The following is a 15,456-nucleotide window of genomic DNA, read 5'->3' on the forward strand; positions in this document are numbered from 1 at the left end:
GTAGAAGGCGCAGAACTTGCAGGCCGTCACGCAGACGTTGGTGTAGTTGATGTTGCGCTCGATGATGTACGTGGCGATGTGCTCGGTGCCCGCGTACCGGCGGCGGCGCACCGCGTCGGCGGCCGAGCCGAGCGCGTGCAGCGGCGCGTCGCGGTACACGGCGAGCGCTTCCTCGGCGCTGATCCGTCCGCCCGCGGCAGCTCGGTCGAGTACGGCGTGGACGTCCACAGAGGTGAGGTCGGCCTGCTCGGTCACCGGGGTCCCTTTCGACAGGTGCTCCACGACGCTCCGGCGGGGATCTCCCGGATTTCCCGGGGGAACGTTCATGGCGTGACGGACCGGTCCAGCGTACGCCAGGGCCCTCGGCGGAGAATCGCCCGGTGGGCGGGGTGCCGGGGTGAGCCACCGGGACGCGGCGGCGCGGGGTGCCTGCTCAGGCCGCGTACGCCCCCATCAGTACGCCGAGCAGCGCGCCCGCGATGAGGAAGGGGCCGAAGGGGATCGAGGTCTTGCGGTCCGCCCGGCGCAGGGCGACCAGGCCCACCCCGTACAGCGCGCCGAGCAGGAAGCCGACGAAGGTGCCGAGCAGCAGTCCGCCCCAGCTGTACCAGCCGAGGACCGCGCCGAGCGAGAGGACGAGTTTCACATCGCCGAAGCCCATGCCGCGCGGATTGATCAGGAACAGCACGAAGAAGAAGAGGCCGAGGGCGAGGGCCCCGAGCAGCGCCCCGGTCCAGTCGCCGCCGTGCTCCGGCAGCAGCGCGGCACCGCCGAGGAGGAGCAGCGCACCGCCCGCGAGCGGCAGCGTGAGCGGATCCGGGAGCCGCTGCACCCGGAAGTCGACCATCGCGAGCAGCACGAACACGGGGGCGAGCAGCAGCCAGGCCCCCAGCTCGGGCCGGGTGCCGGTGGCCGCGGCGAGCGCCCCGCACACCAGCGCGGTGGCCACCGCGGTCGGCGGCGCCGAGGGGCCGTAGCGCTCCCCGCCCGCCCGCGCCGGTCCCAGCCAGCCGCCGAACGCCCCGCCGAACTCCCGCCCCTGCGGGGTCCGTTCCGGCCGCTCCTCCCCCGCGGGCACCGCGAGCCGGTACACGGGCCGGGGCAGCAGCCACCCCGCGACGGCACCCCACAGCAGGGCGCCGAGGACCAGCCAGTTCTCCAGGCTCATGGGTACGGGTGCCCCTCACGGCCCTCGCAGCCCCCACGGCCCTCACGGCTGCGAGCCGGCGGGGCGGGGGTCGTGATCGAGGCCGGAGCCGGGGTCGAGGGTGGAGCCGGAGCCGGGGTCGAGGGTGGAGCCGGAGCCGGAGCCGGGGTCGAGGGTGGAGCCGGAGCCGGGGTCGAGGGCGGAGTGACGGTCGGCGGGGTGGCGGTCATGGTCCTGCTCGTGGCCTCGTTCTCGTGCGTGAGCGCGGTCGTCGTCATGGGCGCGGCCGTGGTCAAGACGACGGGCGTGGCCAAGGCGACGGACCTCGTCAAGGTGACGGGTGTCGCCATGGCCGTGCTCGTCGCCTTGGCCACAGTCGTCGTCCTGGTCGCGGTCGTCGTCCTGGCCACAGTCGTCGTCCTGGTCGCGGTCCTCGTCATGACCGTGCTCGTCGTCCTGGTCGCAGTCGTAGGGGTGCTCGTCGGTCGTGCCGGTGGTCAGCCCGTGGCCGAGGGGGTCTCGCGCCAGGCCGGGAACAGCTCGTCCAGGAGCGCCTCGGTGCGGGGCGGCAGGCCGCGGGCCCCGCTGCGGGTTATCAGGTCGGTGGCGAGGGCGCGCAGGCGGTCGGTGTCACCGAGGGCGTGCGTGGCCCGGAGCAGTTCGTGCCACAGGCGCTCGTCGGCGGGGGCCGAGCCGAGCGCGGCGTTGAGCGCCTCGATGGCCTTCTGCGCCCGGTCCTTCTCCAGGTGGAAGTCGGCGAGGGCGAGCCCGATGTCCGCGACGAGCAGCGGCAGTTGGGCGTCGATGATCTCGTGGGTGAGCCAGCCGTAGCGGCCCCGCGGGCGCTCCGGCAGCAGCGGACCGCGGACCAGCACGAGGGCGTCGGTCAGCAACCGGCCCCTGATCGCCCGGGAGTCGACCCCGCGGCCCTGGGTCGCCTCGTGGTAGAGCGAGCGCAGCACGTCCAGGTCGGAGACGACCGACTTGGCGAGGGTGAGCCGCCCGGTGGCGTCGGTGCCGAGCCGGGCCGTGCCGTCCGCGTCGGTGCCGAGCCACTCCCGCAGCCGGGCGATGAGCGCGTCCCGTACGTCCTCGGTGACCCCGCGCGGCCACAGCGCCGAGGCGAGCACCCGTGGATGCACGCCCTCGCGGTGCAGCAGAAGCAGCGCGAGCGCCTCGTGCAGCTGGGCGCTGCGCTCGCCGTCCGGGGTCTCCAGGCCGATGATCTCGTACGGGCCGACCAGGCGGGCGTAGACCGCGGGCCGCCCCTGTTCGCTGATGTCGACCAGGAAGGGCGGCGGGGCGGTGGCGGACTCCCCGCCCTGCGGGGCCTGCTGCGGGTCGGCGGCGACGAACAGGTCGACCACGGCGCGCTGCTGGGCCGCGGGCAGCAGCTGGGCGTCGAGTTCGAGTCCGAGCAGCGGGGCGAGCAGCCGGCCCTCGGCGGTGATCTCCATCTCCCAGGCCGCGCCGGGCAGGTCCCCGGAGCCCGTACCGACCAGGTAGCCGATGCCCAGCCTGCCGGCGTCGGCGGCGAGTTCGGCGAGCGTGACGGCGTCCTCGGCCTCCGGTTCGGCGGCGAGCAGCACCAGGTGCGGGGCCCAGCGGGTGTGCTGGGCGGGCCCGGTGCGCCCGGTGAGGACCGAGTCGTGTCCGGCCGCGCCGAGCGCGCCGCGGCGCTGGCGGGTCTCGGCCTCCATGGTCTCGATGAGGGCCTCGATGCCGTCGAGGTGGCGCAGCCGGTTGGGCGCCAGCGGGGTGAGGTCCTGGCCGAAGCCGACGAGGGTGATGGTCATCCGGTCCGACCAGCCGTTGGTGGCCAGTTCGGCGGCGACCGAGGCGAAGACGGCCGCCCGGTCCTCGGCGCTGCCGCTGAGCGAGACGATGCCGGGCACCGCTTCGAGGTTGAGCAGCAGCCGGGAGTCCTCCAGGGTGCCGAGGGAGACCAGGCCCGGGTACGGGGCCGCGGTGTCCACGTCCCCGTAGCGGGCAGCGTCGGCACGGGCGAGCATCCAGAAGGTCTGGTCCTGGCCGAGCTGCCAGGGCGCCGGCGGGTTGCCCGCGGGCTGGGCGAGCTGGAGGTGCAGATCGCCGTTGCTCAGCCAGGCCGCGTACACCGTGGGCAGCGGGCGCGAGTCCTCGGCGAGCGAGGCGGCCAGGCCGCGCAGCGAGAGGTCGAGCAGCCGCACCCCCTCCGGATCGGCGCCGACGAGCAGGGCGTCCTGGACATCGGCGGCGTCACCGGTCGGCGTCGGCGGCTCCATGCCCCGCCCGCGCACCGCGCCCATCGCCGACTGCCACAGGGCCTGGCGGCGCCGGGCGCCGAGCGCGCCGAGCAGCCCGGCCGCGAGCAGCGGGGCGGTGAGCAGCGCCTCGGGCAGGCCGAAGGAGAAGCCGCTCCCGGTGTCGGCGGCCTGCGGTGCCGGGTGGCCGTCGCCCTTGAGGTCCGCGTGCTCGAAGCCGGCGTCGGGGGCCGGGCGCTGAGTGGGCAGCGCGATATTGGTGGTGTCCTGGTCGACCCGGCCGCCCTGCTGGCCGCCGCCCGCGCCCTGGCCGCCGGTCTTGGCGTAGTCGGCGATCTGCTCCTGGACGTCCGGGGAGACGCTCGGCGCCGCGTGCGGCATCTCGACGAGTTCGCCGCCGCGGGCGTCGCCGGGCATCTCCATGATCCAGCCGGGCCGGATCAGGCTCGCCTCGGAGAGCTTCGAACCGTCGGGCTGGGCACGGTCCTTGTTGAGTTCGTAGATCTCGTGGTAGCGGCGGCCGTCGCCGAGGTGCCGCTCCGCGATCTCCCACAGGGAGTCGTGGTGGCGGCCCTCCGGGGGCTGGATCCGGTAGAACTTCGTGTCGTCCTGCGCCGCGCCGCCGCCCTGTTCGGCGGCCTGTTCGCCCGCGTGCACGGCCTGTTCGGCCACCGCGCTCGCGGTCTGCTCGGCGGTCTGCTGCCCCTGCCCGAAGAGTCCGGGGGTCTGCTGCGCCGAGGCCACCGGCGTCTGGTGGGGCTCCTGGAACTGCTGGCCGAGCTGCGAGAGCCCGGGCGCGAAGCTCGCCGCGGTCGCCCCGATGAGGAGGACGGCGGCGATGAGCTGCCGGGCCAGCAGCTGGCTCGGTCCCGCGCCGGGCACCCGCCCGGGCACCCCGACCCCGGTGATCGCGGCCTTGATCTCCACCAGCACACAGGCGGTGAACTGCGCCCAGGCCAGCCAGACCACGACCGTGAGCACACCCACGAAGGTCTCGACGGTGATCTCCTGCTGGAGCCAGTCCATGGACGGCGGACCGTCCGGCAGCGGCCAGCCGACGGTCACCGCCAGCGCGCCCGGCACCCCGACGAGGAGCACCACGAGCGCCACGAAGGCGAAGAACGCCCGCACGAAGTCCAGGAAGGTACGGCTCCGCGGCAACGTCTGCGTACGCGGCTGGTTCGGCCGGCCGCCGGAGCCGGTCGAGCGTGAGGTGGAGCGCGCCATGACGGAAATCCTGTGGGGAGTAGTGGAGTGGTGAGGGTGCGGGGTGCTGAGGCCGTGCGGTGGTGCGGGGTCGTGCGGTGATCGGGGCCGGTGCGGGGCCGGGTGCGGGTGACAGGAAGGAAGCCGGAATGGCGACCCTACTGAGATCGTACGGACAGTGTCGAAGGCCGGTGCAGGCCTGTGGACAACCCTGGGCCGGGCTTGCGGCATGGGACACGAAAGTGCGTATTCGGGTGGGGAGAGGCGATTTACGACCACCTCGCCCTGACCTGCCCGGGCTCACCCGGCCTCGCCCGTCCTCGCACGACCTCACCCGGCCTGGTGCGAGGACGCCACGAACGGCCCGCCCGGTTCCCTCCCCTCCCCGGCAGGCCGCGCCCGGCCCACCCGCCGTCCGCGAAGTTCCCATCGCCTGCGCGCAGTTCACGGCCCCGGTCCCCCAACCCCCGTACCGGCGAGGCCGCATGACCGCTCCCGAGGGAACTGCCGAGGCACCGCACCGCGTCGTAGACCCAGGAAACCCGGCGCCGCGAAACGATGCGGGAGCCCTTGCTCCGGCGCCGGTCCGACGTCCACCAGGGAGCGGATGCCCGTGCCCCGACCACCGGCCCCGAGCGGCCTTCCCGAACGTGCACAGGATCACCAGCCGGTGCCCGCCCCCGGCCGAGGCCCTGCTGATAGCTTCGTCGGCGGCCTGGAACCGGCCAGCGCTCCCGCCGGCAAGGCCGCCCAGCACACCGCCGCCCAGACCGACCCGAGGGGAACCGCAACCGTGGCCCGCCGCACCCGCACCCTGCACCTCGCCGCAGCCCTGACCACCGCCGCGGCCCTCCTCCTGACCGCCTGCGGCGACGACGGGGACTCCCCGGACACGATCGAGGGCGCGGACAAGGGCTCGAAGTCGCCTTCGCCCTCGGACTCCGCCTCACCGCGCGCGGACCGGCCCGAGATCACCCTCCCGGCCGGATTCCGGGCCGAGTTCACCGGCTGGACGGACAGCGACCCGAAGACGCAGGCGGTCCTCGACGACGGCAAGGAGCGGCTGCGCGGCTCGTACGCGGCCATCGGCGACGCCGACCCGGAGGCCTCGTACCTCTCCTTCTACAGCGCCCGGGGCGCACGGGAGTCGGGCCGGAAGTGGGTGGCCGGATACCAGGGCCTCACCATCGTCGGCGAGGTCAGGGTCTACGACCCGCAGGCCCGGCTGACCGGCGAAGGCGCGGCCACGCTCTTCTACTGCGTCGACGAGAGCAAGGGCTTCAGCAAGGACCTCAAGACCGGGAAGAAGGAGGGGACTCCGAAGGGCGAGTCCCCGAAGGTGCAGTACCGGACGGCCCTGCGGAAGAACGCGCAGGGGGTCTGGGTGACGACGTCCGTCGAGTCGGAGCCAGGAGGTTGCCGGTGACCCGCCCCTCGTACGCGATACGCCGAATCCGCGCGGCACGGAGCTCCGCCACGGGACGCCGCGCCCCCGCGGTACATCCCCTCCCCGCGTGCCGGAGGGGCGCCCGAGCGGCCCTGGTCGCGGTCACCGCGCTCTCCGCCGCGCTCCTGCCGAGCGCCGCCTCCGCCCTCGGCGGCCCCGGTCACGAGAACGGGGGCGGCTCGGGCGGGACCGACGGCAAGGGCGGCCTGATCGCCTCGGTCACCGACTCGCAGATCCGGGTCACCGCCCCCGACGTACCCAAGGGCGTCCCGGTCGGCTCCGTGACCTCGACCGACCCCGACTGGGAACCACCGGTCTGCTGGTACGAACCCGTCTTCACCCCCGAGCAGCTCAAGAAGAGCGTGGGCGGACTCGACGGCATGGGCGCGGTCAACGCCCATGAGTGGTGGTCCAAGGGCCTCTTCGTCGACCACTACGACAAGGGCGAGCCCGCCGACAACTTCGACCTCGACGACGGCTCCGGCAAGAACTCCACCGCCGAGGGCTACAAGAACTACAACATCGGCGAGCAGGGCAAGTTCTGGCGCAGCGTCGTCCGCAAGGGCCACGAGGACGACCAGAAGGCCTGGGACTGCGGCCGGGTGATGTTCTGGCAGGACGCCGGCACCATCCCCGACGACCCGCACGCGCCCACGCCCAAGACCCTGGCCGCCTTCGCCTACGACCACATCAAGGTCCCCGAGACCGAGGTGGAGCTGCGCCCGGCGGCCAAGTCCACGGTGAATCTGCCCACGTGGGTGTGGCTGGACAAGGGCGTCTTCAAGGACGTCACGGTGCGCGCCTCCCTCGACGAGGTGGGCGTCTGGGCCGAGACCACCGCCCGGCCCGTCAGCCTCCACCTGGAACCGGGCACCGGGGACGCCGAGACCTTCCCCGCCTCCGGCGAGTGCGAGGTCGCCGAGGACGGCGGCATCGGCGCCCCGTACACCAAGGGCAGCAGCGAGAAGCCCCCGCCCTGCGGCATCCGCTACCTGCGCAAGGGCGACTTCGACCTGAAGGCCTCCGTCACCTGGGAGATCACCTGGAAGGGCTCCCAGAACACCGGCGGCGACCTGCCCGACGGCACCTTCGAGACCACCCAGGACCTGAACGTGCAGGAGATCCAGTCCGTCAACCGGTGAGGGGCGGGGCTCCCGTCGACCGCTGAGCGCCGGGGCCCGCCGACCTCCGCACGCGACCCGCCGACCTCCCGTACGCAGCCGATCGACGGCGCCCCTCAGCTCTCCCGCAGCAGGGCCAGAGCGAAGCCGAGCCGGGCGTCGAACCAGTCGGCGTGCACGCGATACGAGCGGTAGCCGGTGTGCTGCTGCGCGGTGAGCACCATCTCGTTGTCCGCCTCCCAGGTGACCGGTCTGCGGATGAAGGGCACCGCCTCGCCGCCCTCGGCCCCCGGGTCGGTGAAGGCGCCGAGCATCCCGCCGAAGAGCCTGCCGCCGCTGTCCTCGCCCGCCTCCACCGCCGCGGGCTTCGCCCAGTGGTAGCGCGCGACCGCCTCGCCGTGCCCCGGTTGCTGGATCCACCAGCTGTGCTGGACGGTGCGCTTGGCCGCGGGTGTGCGCTGGACGGTGCCGAGTTCGGTGCCCAGCTCGTCCTTCACCCGGAAGCGCTCGCCGCCCGCGCCGGGCACCGGCTCGACGCGGCACAGCAACGCGGCCTCCCCTTCGGTCTCGTACAGCTCGTAGCCGCGGCTCGCGTCCTCGGCGGGGACCACCCACAGGTGCGGCGGGAAGTGCTCGGTGCCCTCCTCGGACCGTGGTACGCGGACCGCGAGGCGGCCCCTGACCGGCTTGCCGTCCGGGGTCCGCCGTTCGAGGTCGGTGACGGCGAACACCTCCGGGGCGGGGCCGCCGAGCGGACCGTCCGGCGGGTCCGGCCTCTTCTTGCCCTCCATTGCTCATCCTTCCTGTGCACGGCGTGGGGGGAGCGGCGTACCGGGGGCGGTCCGGCGGCGGAAGCACGCCCGGGGGCGGTCCGGACGCCACGGCTCGCGGTGAACGGTCGGCACACCCGCGTCATGCGTACCGGAATCCCGCTCGGTTCGCGCGTGAGGATACGGGTTCCGGCCATCGCGGCGGGAGCCTTGTCCCCACCGCATGCGTCGGCTCACCGGTCCGGCAGCGAGGAGGGCTTCCACCGGTCGGCCGAGTCGCCCGAGAGAACGCACAACAACACAAACGCCCCGAACGACCAAGGTCATGACGCAATAGGACAGCGACGCAGCCCGCATGGTCAACAACGCTTTCGAGACAGCATGATGTACGTCCGCCACTGCCGGCGCCGCACTTTCACACCGACCCGGGGGACCAGACGTGCGCACTGTCAATCCTGAGCAACTCGAAGAGCTGGCAAAGCTCCTCGACGGCAGAGGCGGCACAAAGGACAAACTGGACGAGGCATTCACCCGGGCGCGCAACCTCGACGTCTCCGACAAGCTCACCACCCTCAAGCCCATCCGGTCCTGGCTGACCGACACGGCGCCCGATCTGCGCAAGCGGGCGGCCATCGCCCGCGCCGAGAACGGCGATCCGCTGGGCGGGCTGCTGTGGGCGGGGTTCTCCAAAGGGGACGCGGGGCGGCTGGCCCTCCACCCGGACATCGCCCTGCTCGCTATGGCCGGGGCGGCGAGCGGGGACCGCGACTTCGAGTGGCTGAAACGGGAGAAGAACGAGTCGTTCAGCCAGTGGGCGACCCGGGTCCGCGGTGAGGCCGTCGGCAAGCTCACCAACAACAAGAAGCTGGGCGAGACGGTCAGCGACTACATCAAGCTGACGGGCATGACCTCGACGGTCCCCGGCGCCTTCAAGATGGTCGCCACCGGCACGCTCGGCCTGATCAAGTATTACAAGCCCGGTACCCACCATCCCCTCAAGGCCCCGGGAACCACCCTGGCGCAGATCCTGCGCGGCCGGGCCCCGAGCTACATCCCCAAAAGCATCGCCAAGCTGGGCATCAAGATCGGCACCAGGACACCGGCCCCGCTGCTCGACTTCCTGGCCGGCTCCAACAAGCTCGCGCAGATTCACGGCGGAAAGCTCTGGGCCTGGGAGGCCAACCTCCTCAAGACGGGCAAGAGCGCCGCGGCGCTCAAGGCCGCGGGCGGCGCCGGGAAGTTCTCCTCGCTGGCCACCGGTCTCGGCGTCGCGAGCAAGACGGCGGGCTTCTGGCGAGTCGCGGGCGTCGGCGGAAGCGCCGCCGCCACCGTCGCGGGCGCCGTCGACGTCATCCAGCAGGGCAACCCCGTCGACGCTTTCAAGAAGAATGGCGCGGGCTACGTCGCCGATGTCTCCGGCGTCGCCTTCAACGCCTCCCTGACGGCGGCGATGGTCGCACCGAACCCCGTCACGATCGGCGCCGCCGTGGTGACGGGCGCCGTGTACGGAGTGGCGACCATCGTCGACAACTGGGACACCGTGAAGAAGTTCCCGGGCAAGGTGGCCGACGGCGCCAAGTGGGCGGGCAACAAGGTCAAGGAGGGCGTGGGCAATGCCGTGGACGGAGCGAAGAAACTCGGCAGCAAGCTGAATCCGTTCGACTGAGCGTCTCAGACCAGGCGACGCATCTCCGAAGGAATCATGCCCATGAGCAACCTCTCGTTCACGCCGGCCGGTAGCCGTGGAGGCGATCGGCTCCACTCGCGCGCGGTCCGACGCTGCTGGAGCGGCATCGTTCGGGGCTTCGGTGATACCGAAGTCCTCTTTCCAGGAGAGGGAGACGGCGTCGCGCACCCGCCTGCCGGAAACCGGCGTTCCACCGTGCACGGACAAGGCGTGCCCACCCTCACCTGCTACGGCGAAAGCCAGGCGGACCGGCCGAGTCTGGGGGGGGGCGGAGCTGAGCCTCGTAGACCCCGTCGGGCAATCGCTCATTCCGGCAGTCGTGAGCCGCTCCAGCGGCGGGCTGACCAGACACTCGCGCACCGTCTCCCTTACGGTCCAGGGCTGCGCCTACAGGTACGCGGAGGTCCGGAACAAGCGACGCCACAAGCCCGTACGCCCCGGGTCGGAAGCCACTGTGGTCCGGTCCTCCTGGCTCTTCCCGAGCAGGATCGCCGTCACCGCTACCGGCTCTTTCGATGTCTTGGATCTCGCCCTCGCCATCCTGATGGAGGGCGTATACGCCCGCGACCTTTCGGTTCCGGGCGCAATCACCTCGACACTCGGCAGAATGATCATGTCCTTCGACTCCTGAAGTCCTCGCCCCCGCTCACCTCCGAAGGAAAGCCCGTATGCCCTCCATAGACCATGCCCGACGACGACTGCGTCTCTCCGACTCCCACATCAGTGTGCTGGGAATGATCGTCGAGGAGGAGAAACTCGCGGCGGAACTGACCGAGGCGCGCGACGCGTTGGAGCGGGCCGGGTTGATCCTGAAGGACGGCACGCTCCACGCGGAGCTGTACCCGCTGGTCTCCACGCTGATGGACCCGCGCCTGATCGCGCGTATCGAAGTCACCGGCCCGCAGGGAGTGCTGAGCAGCGGAGCCGTCGTCGGCTACGAGTTCGCCTTCTCCCACGAGGGCTGGCCGGGAGAGACCGAGTCCGTGTACGCACCCCTGGAAATCCGTAACTTGGTCTGGGAACTGGCGCGCATGGTCGACCTGCACACGGAGCCGCTCGACCACGGTGATGCCGCCGAGCAGATCGACTCCACGGTGAGCACCGTCGACCGCCTCCTGGAGGCCGTCGGTGACGGGGAGGACGCCTTCGAGCAGGCGGGCGCGGAGGTCGGCGCGCCCGCGCGGCTCGCCGAGGTCTTGGCCCAGCTCAACTGCATGTGGCGGATCACCCTCGCCTGGCGCGGAGAGGAAGCGGAGGAGGGCGGGATGAGCGTCACGGCGCTGGCCGTCTGGGACTGCGGCCTGGAGGGGTACTGGGTACGCGAACTGCCGGCCGAGCCCATCCGCGAGGGTGAGGTCGGCGAGGACTGCGCCCTGCGGGTACGGCAGACCACCGCCAAGGAGGTCTGGGAGAAGATCACCGATCTGCTGCCCGAGGCCGAGCAGTTCGCCACTGGCGCATGACACGGTGAGAGGCCCTCACCTCCGAATACCGCCCCTCCCGTACGCGGGCGCAGACCGCCAGGGAACGCTCCGCCACCCCTGAGGACCGAGATGACCAACCTGAGCTTCGAACTCCAGCGCATCCAGGAAAAGAGCGTGCACCGCAGCGAGCGCCGCTTCCTCTGGGAGGGGGTGGCCGGGCCCTTCGGCGCCGTCAAGCTCGTGTACCCGGAGGCCGGCACCTACGGCGAGCACTGGACCTCGTGGACCGAGGGCGAGCGCATTCCGTCCTTCGTCTTCACCGGGATCGAGCAGGCGGACCGCCCGTCCCTGCGCGGCCACCAGCTGAGCCTGCTCGACCCGGGGTCCGGTGAGTACCGCCCCTGCGACCTGTCCCGGCCGCGGGGACTGACCCGCCGGGGGCGGGCGCTGCGGATCCTCGCCGCCGACCGGCGATACACCTACGCACAGCAGCCGAGCAAGCGGAACCACACGCTGGCCAGGGCGGGCGTCACCCTGCACTGCGCGCGCTCCAGCTGGATGAACCCGCGCCGGATCACGGTCTCCGGCAGCGGCCCCCTGGACGCGCTGGACATCAGCCTCGGCGTCCTGCTGGAGAGCGTCTACACCCGGGAACTGAGCTTCCGCGGCGCGGTGATCGCGAGGACCAGGCGCTTCACGGAGGGCTTGCTGGACCTGTCGGACTGAGGCCGGACCGACGGTCCGGCTTCGCCCGATCCACCCGAGGGACCCGATCCACTCGATCCATCCGATCCGCGCGAGGGACCCTAGGCCCTGTCGTCGAACTCCCCTCTGCGTCGCGACGCCTGGCACGCACTCTCGCCGTACCGGGCGTAAGGCCGAGTACATCCAGTACGAGGCCTTGCACCCGGCACTCCCCCAAGCTCTTCGAGCAGGGGGTACCCCCAGCGAGCACGCACCAGACGCCGCGACGCCGCCCTCCGGGAGACGAGGGGAGTGTGAAGACAGGACCTAGGGCGTTTCGTTTGGATCATCGGGCTGACCAGATGAAGATGCCTGCGAGGTGGAGTCCGGCGAGGTAGACGGTCGCGGTCTTGTCGTATCGGGTGGCCAGGCCGCGCCACTGCTTGATTCGGTTGATGCAGCGTTCGACGGTGTTGCGCTGCTTGTATGCCTCGCGGTCGAAGGCGGGTGGTCTGCCGCCCTGGTGGCCTCGGCGTAGTCGGTGTCCGCGCTGGTCGGCCGGGACGGGGATGACCGCGCGGATGCCACGTCGGCGCAGGTGCTCGCGGATAACGCGTGAGGAGTAAGCCTTGTCGGCCAGGACCACGTCCGGTCTGGTGCGGGGTCGTCCGCGGGGGCGGGGAACGCGCAGGGCGTCCATCACGTCGGGGAAGGCGGGTGCGTCACCGGCCTGCCCGGCGGTGAGGACGAAGGCCATCGGCCCGCACCTGTCGTCGGCGGCGAGGTGGACCTTGGTGGTCAGTCCTCCGCGGGACCGTCCGATGGCATGGTCGTGCGGCTCGCCGGCCGGGGCCCTTTTTTGCGGGCACCGGCGGCGTGCTGATGAGCGCGCACGATCGTGGAGTCGACCGAGACAGCCCAGGTCAGGTCCTCGTCGGCGTCGGCCCGGGCCATCAACGCAGTCAAGACTCGCTTCCAGGTGCCATCGACCGCCCACATCCGCAACCGGTTATAGACCCCTCGCCAGTTCCCGTACTTCTCTGGCAGATGGACCCACTGCGACCCGGTCTGGAACTTCCAGGCGATCGCATCGATCACCTCGCGGTGATCCCGCCACCGCCCACCCCGCCTGGGCGTCCGGTCCGGCAACAACGGCTCGATCCGCGCCCACTGCGCGTCGCTTAACGGCACACCCAGAACAACGATCAGATGATCCGAACGAAATACCCTAGGCCTGGGCCCCCGAGAGCGCCCCGTGCAGCGCGGTGAGGAAAGCCGTCCGGTCATGCGTGGCGATCGTCAGGCCCTCCCCCTGCCGGGTGGCGACGACCACGCTGTCCATGCCCATCGGAACGCTCCAACCGCCGCCCACCAGACGGGCGTTGCCCAGATCGCGGGCCCGCAGACCGGACACGGGAACATCGATCTGCTGCGCCGAGCGCGCGTAGCGCCGGGCCGCGCCGGGGGCCGCCTCGTGCAGGGCGGCGCCCACCGAGTCGGGGTCCAGCCGGACCAGCGGGAGGCGTTCCCTGCCGACGCGGAGGGTGTGGCCGTCGATGCGGATGCGGTGGTAGATCCGCTTGGAGAGCGGTACGCCCAGGAGCGGCAGCAGGACGACCGCGCCGAAGAGCACGCTCAGCCCGAGCCAGATGGCGAAGTCCTCGGGCAGCGAGGTGACGCCCATCCACACCACGAGCGCCACGTACAGGGCCAGGCAGACGCGGGTGTAGGCGCGGGGAAGCTTCTCTTCGTACGGCACTCTCGGCTCTCCTCGTACAGCGGACTCGTACAGCGATTCGCGCAGCGGGCTCCTGCAGCGGGCTCGCGCAGCGGGCTCAACTCCCCGCCGATCCGGGGTTGTTGGGGGGCGGACGCGGACTCCTCGGCAGGCAGCCCGCCATCCCGGTACCCGGCGGTCTCAGCCCACCAGGTTCTCCGCCACCGAGCGCCCCTTCACCGTGACCGAGCCCCCGTAGAACATGCCGGTGAAGACGGGGTCGTAAGTGAGCTGGACCTCGACCTCGACCTGGGCGGCGGTCGGGTTGATGCAGTGGGTGGCCGCGATGTCGGGGCCGGACATGCCCATCTCGCGGGCGAAGGTCTTGACCCGGGTGTCGCAGTTCTCGTAGTTGATCGGGCCGTCCTCGCCGCAGTCGGCGTAGAGGCACTCGCGGTCGATGTCCTGGGCGGCGTAGCGGGCGGCCTGTTCGGCGATGTCCGCGGCGCGTTCCCGCTTGGAGATGGACATGCCGCCGTCGATGACGAAGGCGGAGAGGGAGAGGAAGAGCAGGGCGAAGATGATGACCGCGCCCGCGCCGCTGCCGCGGTCGTCCAGCCGCTCCCGGCGCGCCGCGCACAGCTGCCGGGTACGGGCGAACAGGGCGCCGGGGCCTCGTCGTACGGGAGTGACCGCTCGCCGCGCCGCGTTCACACCGTCCTCCGGTAAGGGTCGAGTGGCGAGCTGAAACTCGCGGTGAGGGTGGTCGGCACGTCGAGGCCGAGCATCGCAAGTCCCCTTACCCTGCAGCTGACTTCGACGGTGAACAGGGTGTCCGGTTCGAAGCCCGGGCTGGTCTGACGGACCGTCACCGGGCCCGAGCAGACGTCTTCGAGGTCCGCCTCCGCCGCCTTGCGGGCCTCCGCCATCGCCGTCGCATGGTCCTTCTGGATGGAGCCCGCGCGGGCCGCGTCCCGGGCCGCGCCGTCCAAGGCGCCGCGCCCGTCGACGAGTTGGCCGAAGGCGACCAGGACCAGGATGAACAGGATCATCACCGGGGCGAGGATGACCACCTCGATGGTGGACAGGCCCCGGTCGTCCGCGGGCGGGCGCCCCGCACCGCGGGCACGGCGCCGCAGGGCACCGGCCAGGGGACTCAACCGCCGTGCCGCCGCCATCAGTTGACATCCTCGACGAACCGCTCGACCGGGCCCGAGGACTGCGCGTGCACCGTCAGGTCGAGCCCGGGGAAGACGCTCGGGATGTCCGCGGTGACCTCGACGCCGACCGTGTCGGGCTCCGGCTGGAGCATCTTCACCTGGGGGCGCAGCACCAGCTTGGGGCCGAGCTGCTCGATGTAGTCGTCGACCACCCCGCGCGCCTGGCCGCGCCAGCCGGGCTCCTTGTCCGCCGTGGCCCGGGCCTTGCGGGCGCCCGCCTGGGCGGCGGCCTGGGCCACATGGTCGGCGAAGAAGTAGAGCGCGAACTGCACCGTGGCGAAGATCATGAAGAAGAGCACCGGCGTGAGCAGCACGAACTCGATCGCGGTCATGCCCGAGTCACCGCGGGCGGAGGCCTCCTCCACCCGGCGGCGGACCCATCGGCGCACGCGCACCACAGTCACTCGCTCCCCGGTTCGCTTCTTCGGCCGCCCGGTGTACGGAAGGCCCCGGCGCCCGGCACCGGCGGACCAAGGCCCCGGTGCCCGGCGCGTCTCAGCAGGTCTTGCTGGCGTCCGCGCCCTCGATGCAGTCGCTGACCTTGTCGGCGCCGCCCTTGAGCGCCTGGTTGATGATGGCCGCGACCACGCCGACGATGGCGACGACGACGGCCGAGATGATGACCCACTCGACCGCGGAGGCACCGCGGTCGAGCTCACCCGAACGCGCCCGGTCGATACGGGTCTTCAGAAAAGTGATCAGGAAGTCCACAGCGGGGTGGCTGAATCGCTGTCCGTTCATGGCTCTCTCAGTCCTCTCGGTGTTCTCGGTGGTCGGTGCTCAGTGCTCC

General features: G+C 71.8%; 14 protein-coding genes and 1 pseudogene. 5 read left to right on the plus strand and 10 right to left on the minus strand.

Annotated features, from left to right (window positions below; genetic code table 11):
* The 3 genes and pseudogenes from HFV08_RS24335 to HFV08_RS24345 all read right to left on the minus strand — a co-directional run.
* A pseudogene (locus tag HFV08_RS24335) lies at positions 1–255 on the minus strand (dehypoxanthine futalosine cyclase); the annotation flags it as partial.
* A gap of 178 nt (positions 256–433) precedes the next feature.
* Positions 434–1,168 (minus strand): prepilin peptidase, encoded by a 735-nt coding sequence (locus HFV08_RS24340; protein ID WP_168542474.1) that lies wholly within the window; start codon positions 1,166–1,168, stop codon positions 434–436.
* A 476-nt stretch (positions 1,169–1,644) separates the two neighbouring features.
* Positions 1,645–4,617, minus strand: a complete 2,973-nt coding sequence (locus HFV08_RS24345; RefSeq protein WP_168542476.1) for a BTAD domain-containing putative transcriptional regulator — start codon at positions 4,615–4,617, stop codon at positions 1,645–1,647.
* 649 nt (positions 4,618–5,266) lie between these two features.
* Between HFV08_RS24345 and HFV08_RS24350 the strand changes: the two genes are divergently transcribed.
* Positions 5,267–6,022 carry a hypothetical protein gene (locus tag HFV08_RS24350; protein ID WP_312885809.1) on the plus strand — a complete coding sequence of 252 codons (756 nt, stop codon included), beginning with the start codon at positions 5,267–5,269 and terminating at the stop codon, positions 6,020–6,022.
* A 113-nt stretch (positions 6,023–6,135) separates the two neighbouring features.
* Positions 6,136–7,185, plus strand: a complete 1,050-nt coding sequence (locus HFV08_RS24355; RefSeq protein WP_168542653.1) for a hypothetical protein — start codon at positions 6,136–6,138, stop codon at positions 7,183–7,185.
* A 95-nt stretch (positions 7,186–7,280) separates the two neighbouring features.
* On the opposite strand, the gene HFV08_RS24360 is transcribed toward HFV08_RS24355, so the two are convergent.
* Positions 7,281–7,955, minus strand: a complete 675-nt coding sequence (locus tag HFV08_RS24360; RefSeq protein ID WP_168542478.1) for a hypothetical protein — start codon at positions 7,953–7,955, stop codon at positions 7,281–7,283.
* Positions 7,956–8,373: 418 nt separating this feature from the next.
* Here HFV08_RS24360 and HFV08_RS24365 point away from each other — a divergent pair, with 418 nt between their 5' ends.
* The 3 genes from HFV08_RS24365 to HFV08_RS24375 all read left to right on the plus strand — a co-directional run bounded on the left by HFV08_RS24365 (position 8,374) and on the right by HFV08_RS24375 (position 11,771).
* A complete protein-coding gene (locus HFV08_RS24365) occupies positions 8,374–9,600 on the plus strand; it encodes a mucin-2 (RefSeq protein ID WP_168542480.1) in 1,227 nt (408 codons plus the stop codon).
* Positions 9,601–10,289: 689 nt separating this feature from the next.
* Entirely contained in the window at positions 10,290–11,084 is a 795-nt protein-coding gene (locus HFV08_RS24370) for a hypothetical protein (protein WP_168542482.1), read from the plus strand.
* Between the two features lie 90 nt (positions 11,085–11,174).
* Entirely contained in the window at positions 11,175–11,771 is a 597-nt protein-coding gene (locus HFV08_RS24375; protein WP_168542484.1) for a hypothetical protein, read from the plus strand.
* Between the two features lie 304 nt (positions 11,772–12,075).
* Here the strand turns inward: HFV08_RS24375 and HFV08_RS24380 are convergent.
* The 6 genes from HFV08_RS24380 to HFV08_RS24405 all read right to left on the minus strand — a co-directional run bounded on the left by HFV08_RS24380 (position 12,076) and on the right by HFV08_RS24405 (position 15,407).
* A protein-coding gene (locus HFV08_RS24380; RefSeq protein ID WP_446696848.1) for an IS5 family transposase occupies positions 12,076–12,938 on the minus strand; the annotation gives its coding sequence in 2 pieces (ribosomal slippage) (positions 12,076–12,581 and positions 12,581–12,938; 864 coding nt in all).
* 19 nt (positions 12,939–12,957) lie between these two features.
* Positions 12,958–13,488, minus strand: a complete 531-nt coding sequence (locus HFV08_RS24385; RefSeq protein ID WP_168542486.1) for a hypothetical protein — start codon at positions 13,486–13,488, stop codon at positions 12,958–12,960.
* 159 nt (positions 13,489–13,647) lie between these two features.
* A complete protein-coding gene (locus HFV08_RS24390) occupies positions 13,648–14,109 on the minus strand; it encodes a Tad domain-containing protein (RefSeq protein ID WP_168542655.1) in 462 nt (153 codons plus the stop codon).
* Positions 14,110–14,156: 47 nt separating this feature from the next.
* A complete protein-coding gene (locus tag HFV08_RS24395; RefSeq protein ID WP_246342000.1) occupies positions 14,157–14,624 on the minus strand; it encodes a TadE/TadG family type IV pilus assembly protein in 468 nt (155 codons plus the stop codon).
* Positions 14,624–15,055, minus strand: a complete 432-nt coding sequence (locus HFV08_RS24400; protein WP_376770706.1) for a TadE family protein — start codon at positions 15,053–15,055, stop codon at positions 14,624–14,626. Before HFV08_RS24400 ends, HFV08_RS24395 begins: the two co-directional genes overlap by 1 nt.
* A 106-nt stretch (positions 15,056–15,161) precedes the next feature.
* Entirely contained in the window at positions 15,162–15,407 is a 246-nt protein-coding gene (locus tag HFV08_RS24405; protein WP_168542488.1) for a hypothetical protein, read from the minus strand.
* Positions 15,408–15,456: the final 49 nt, after the last annotated feature.

Source organism: Streptomyces physcomitrii (genome assembly GCF_012273655.1).
In the GTDB taxonomy this organism is placed as follows: domain Bacteria; phylum Actinomycetota; class Actinomycetes; order Streptomycetales; family Streptomycetaceae; genus Streptomyces; species Streptomyces physcomitrii.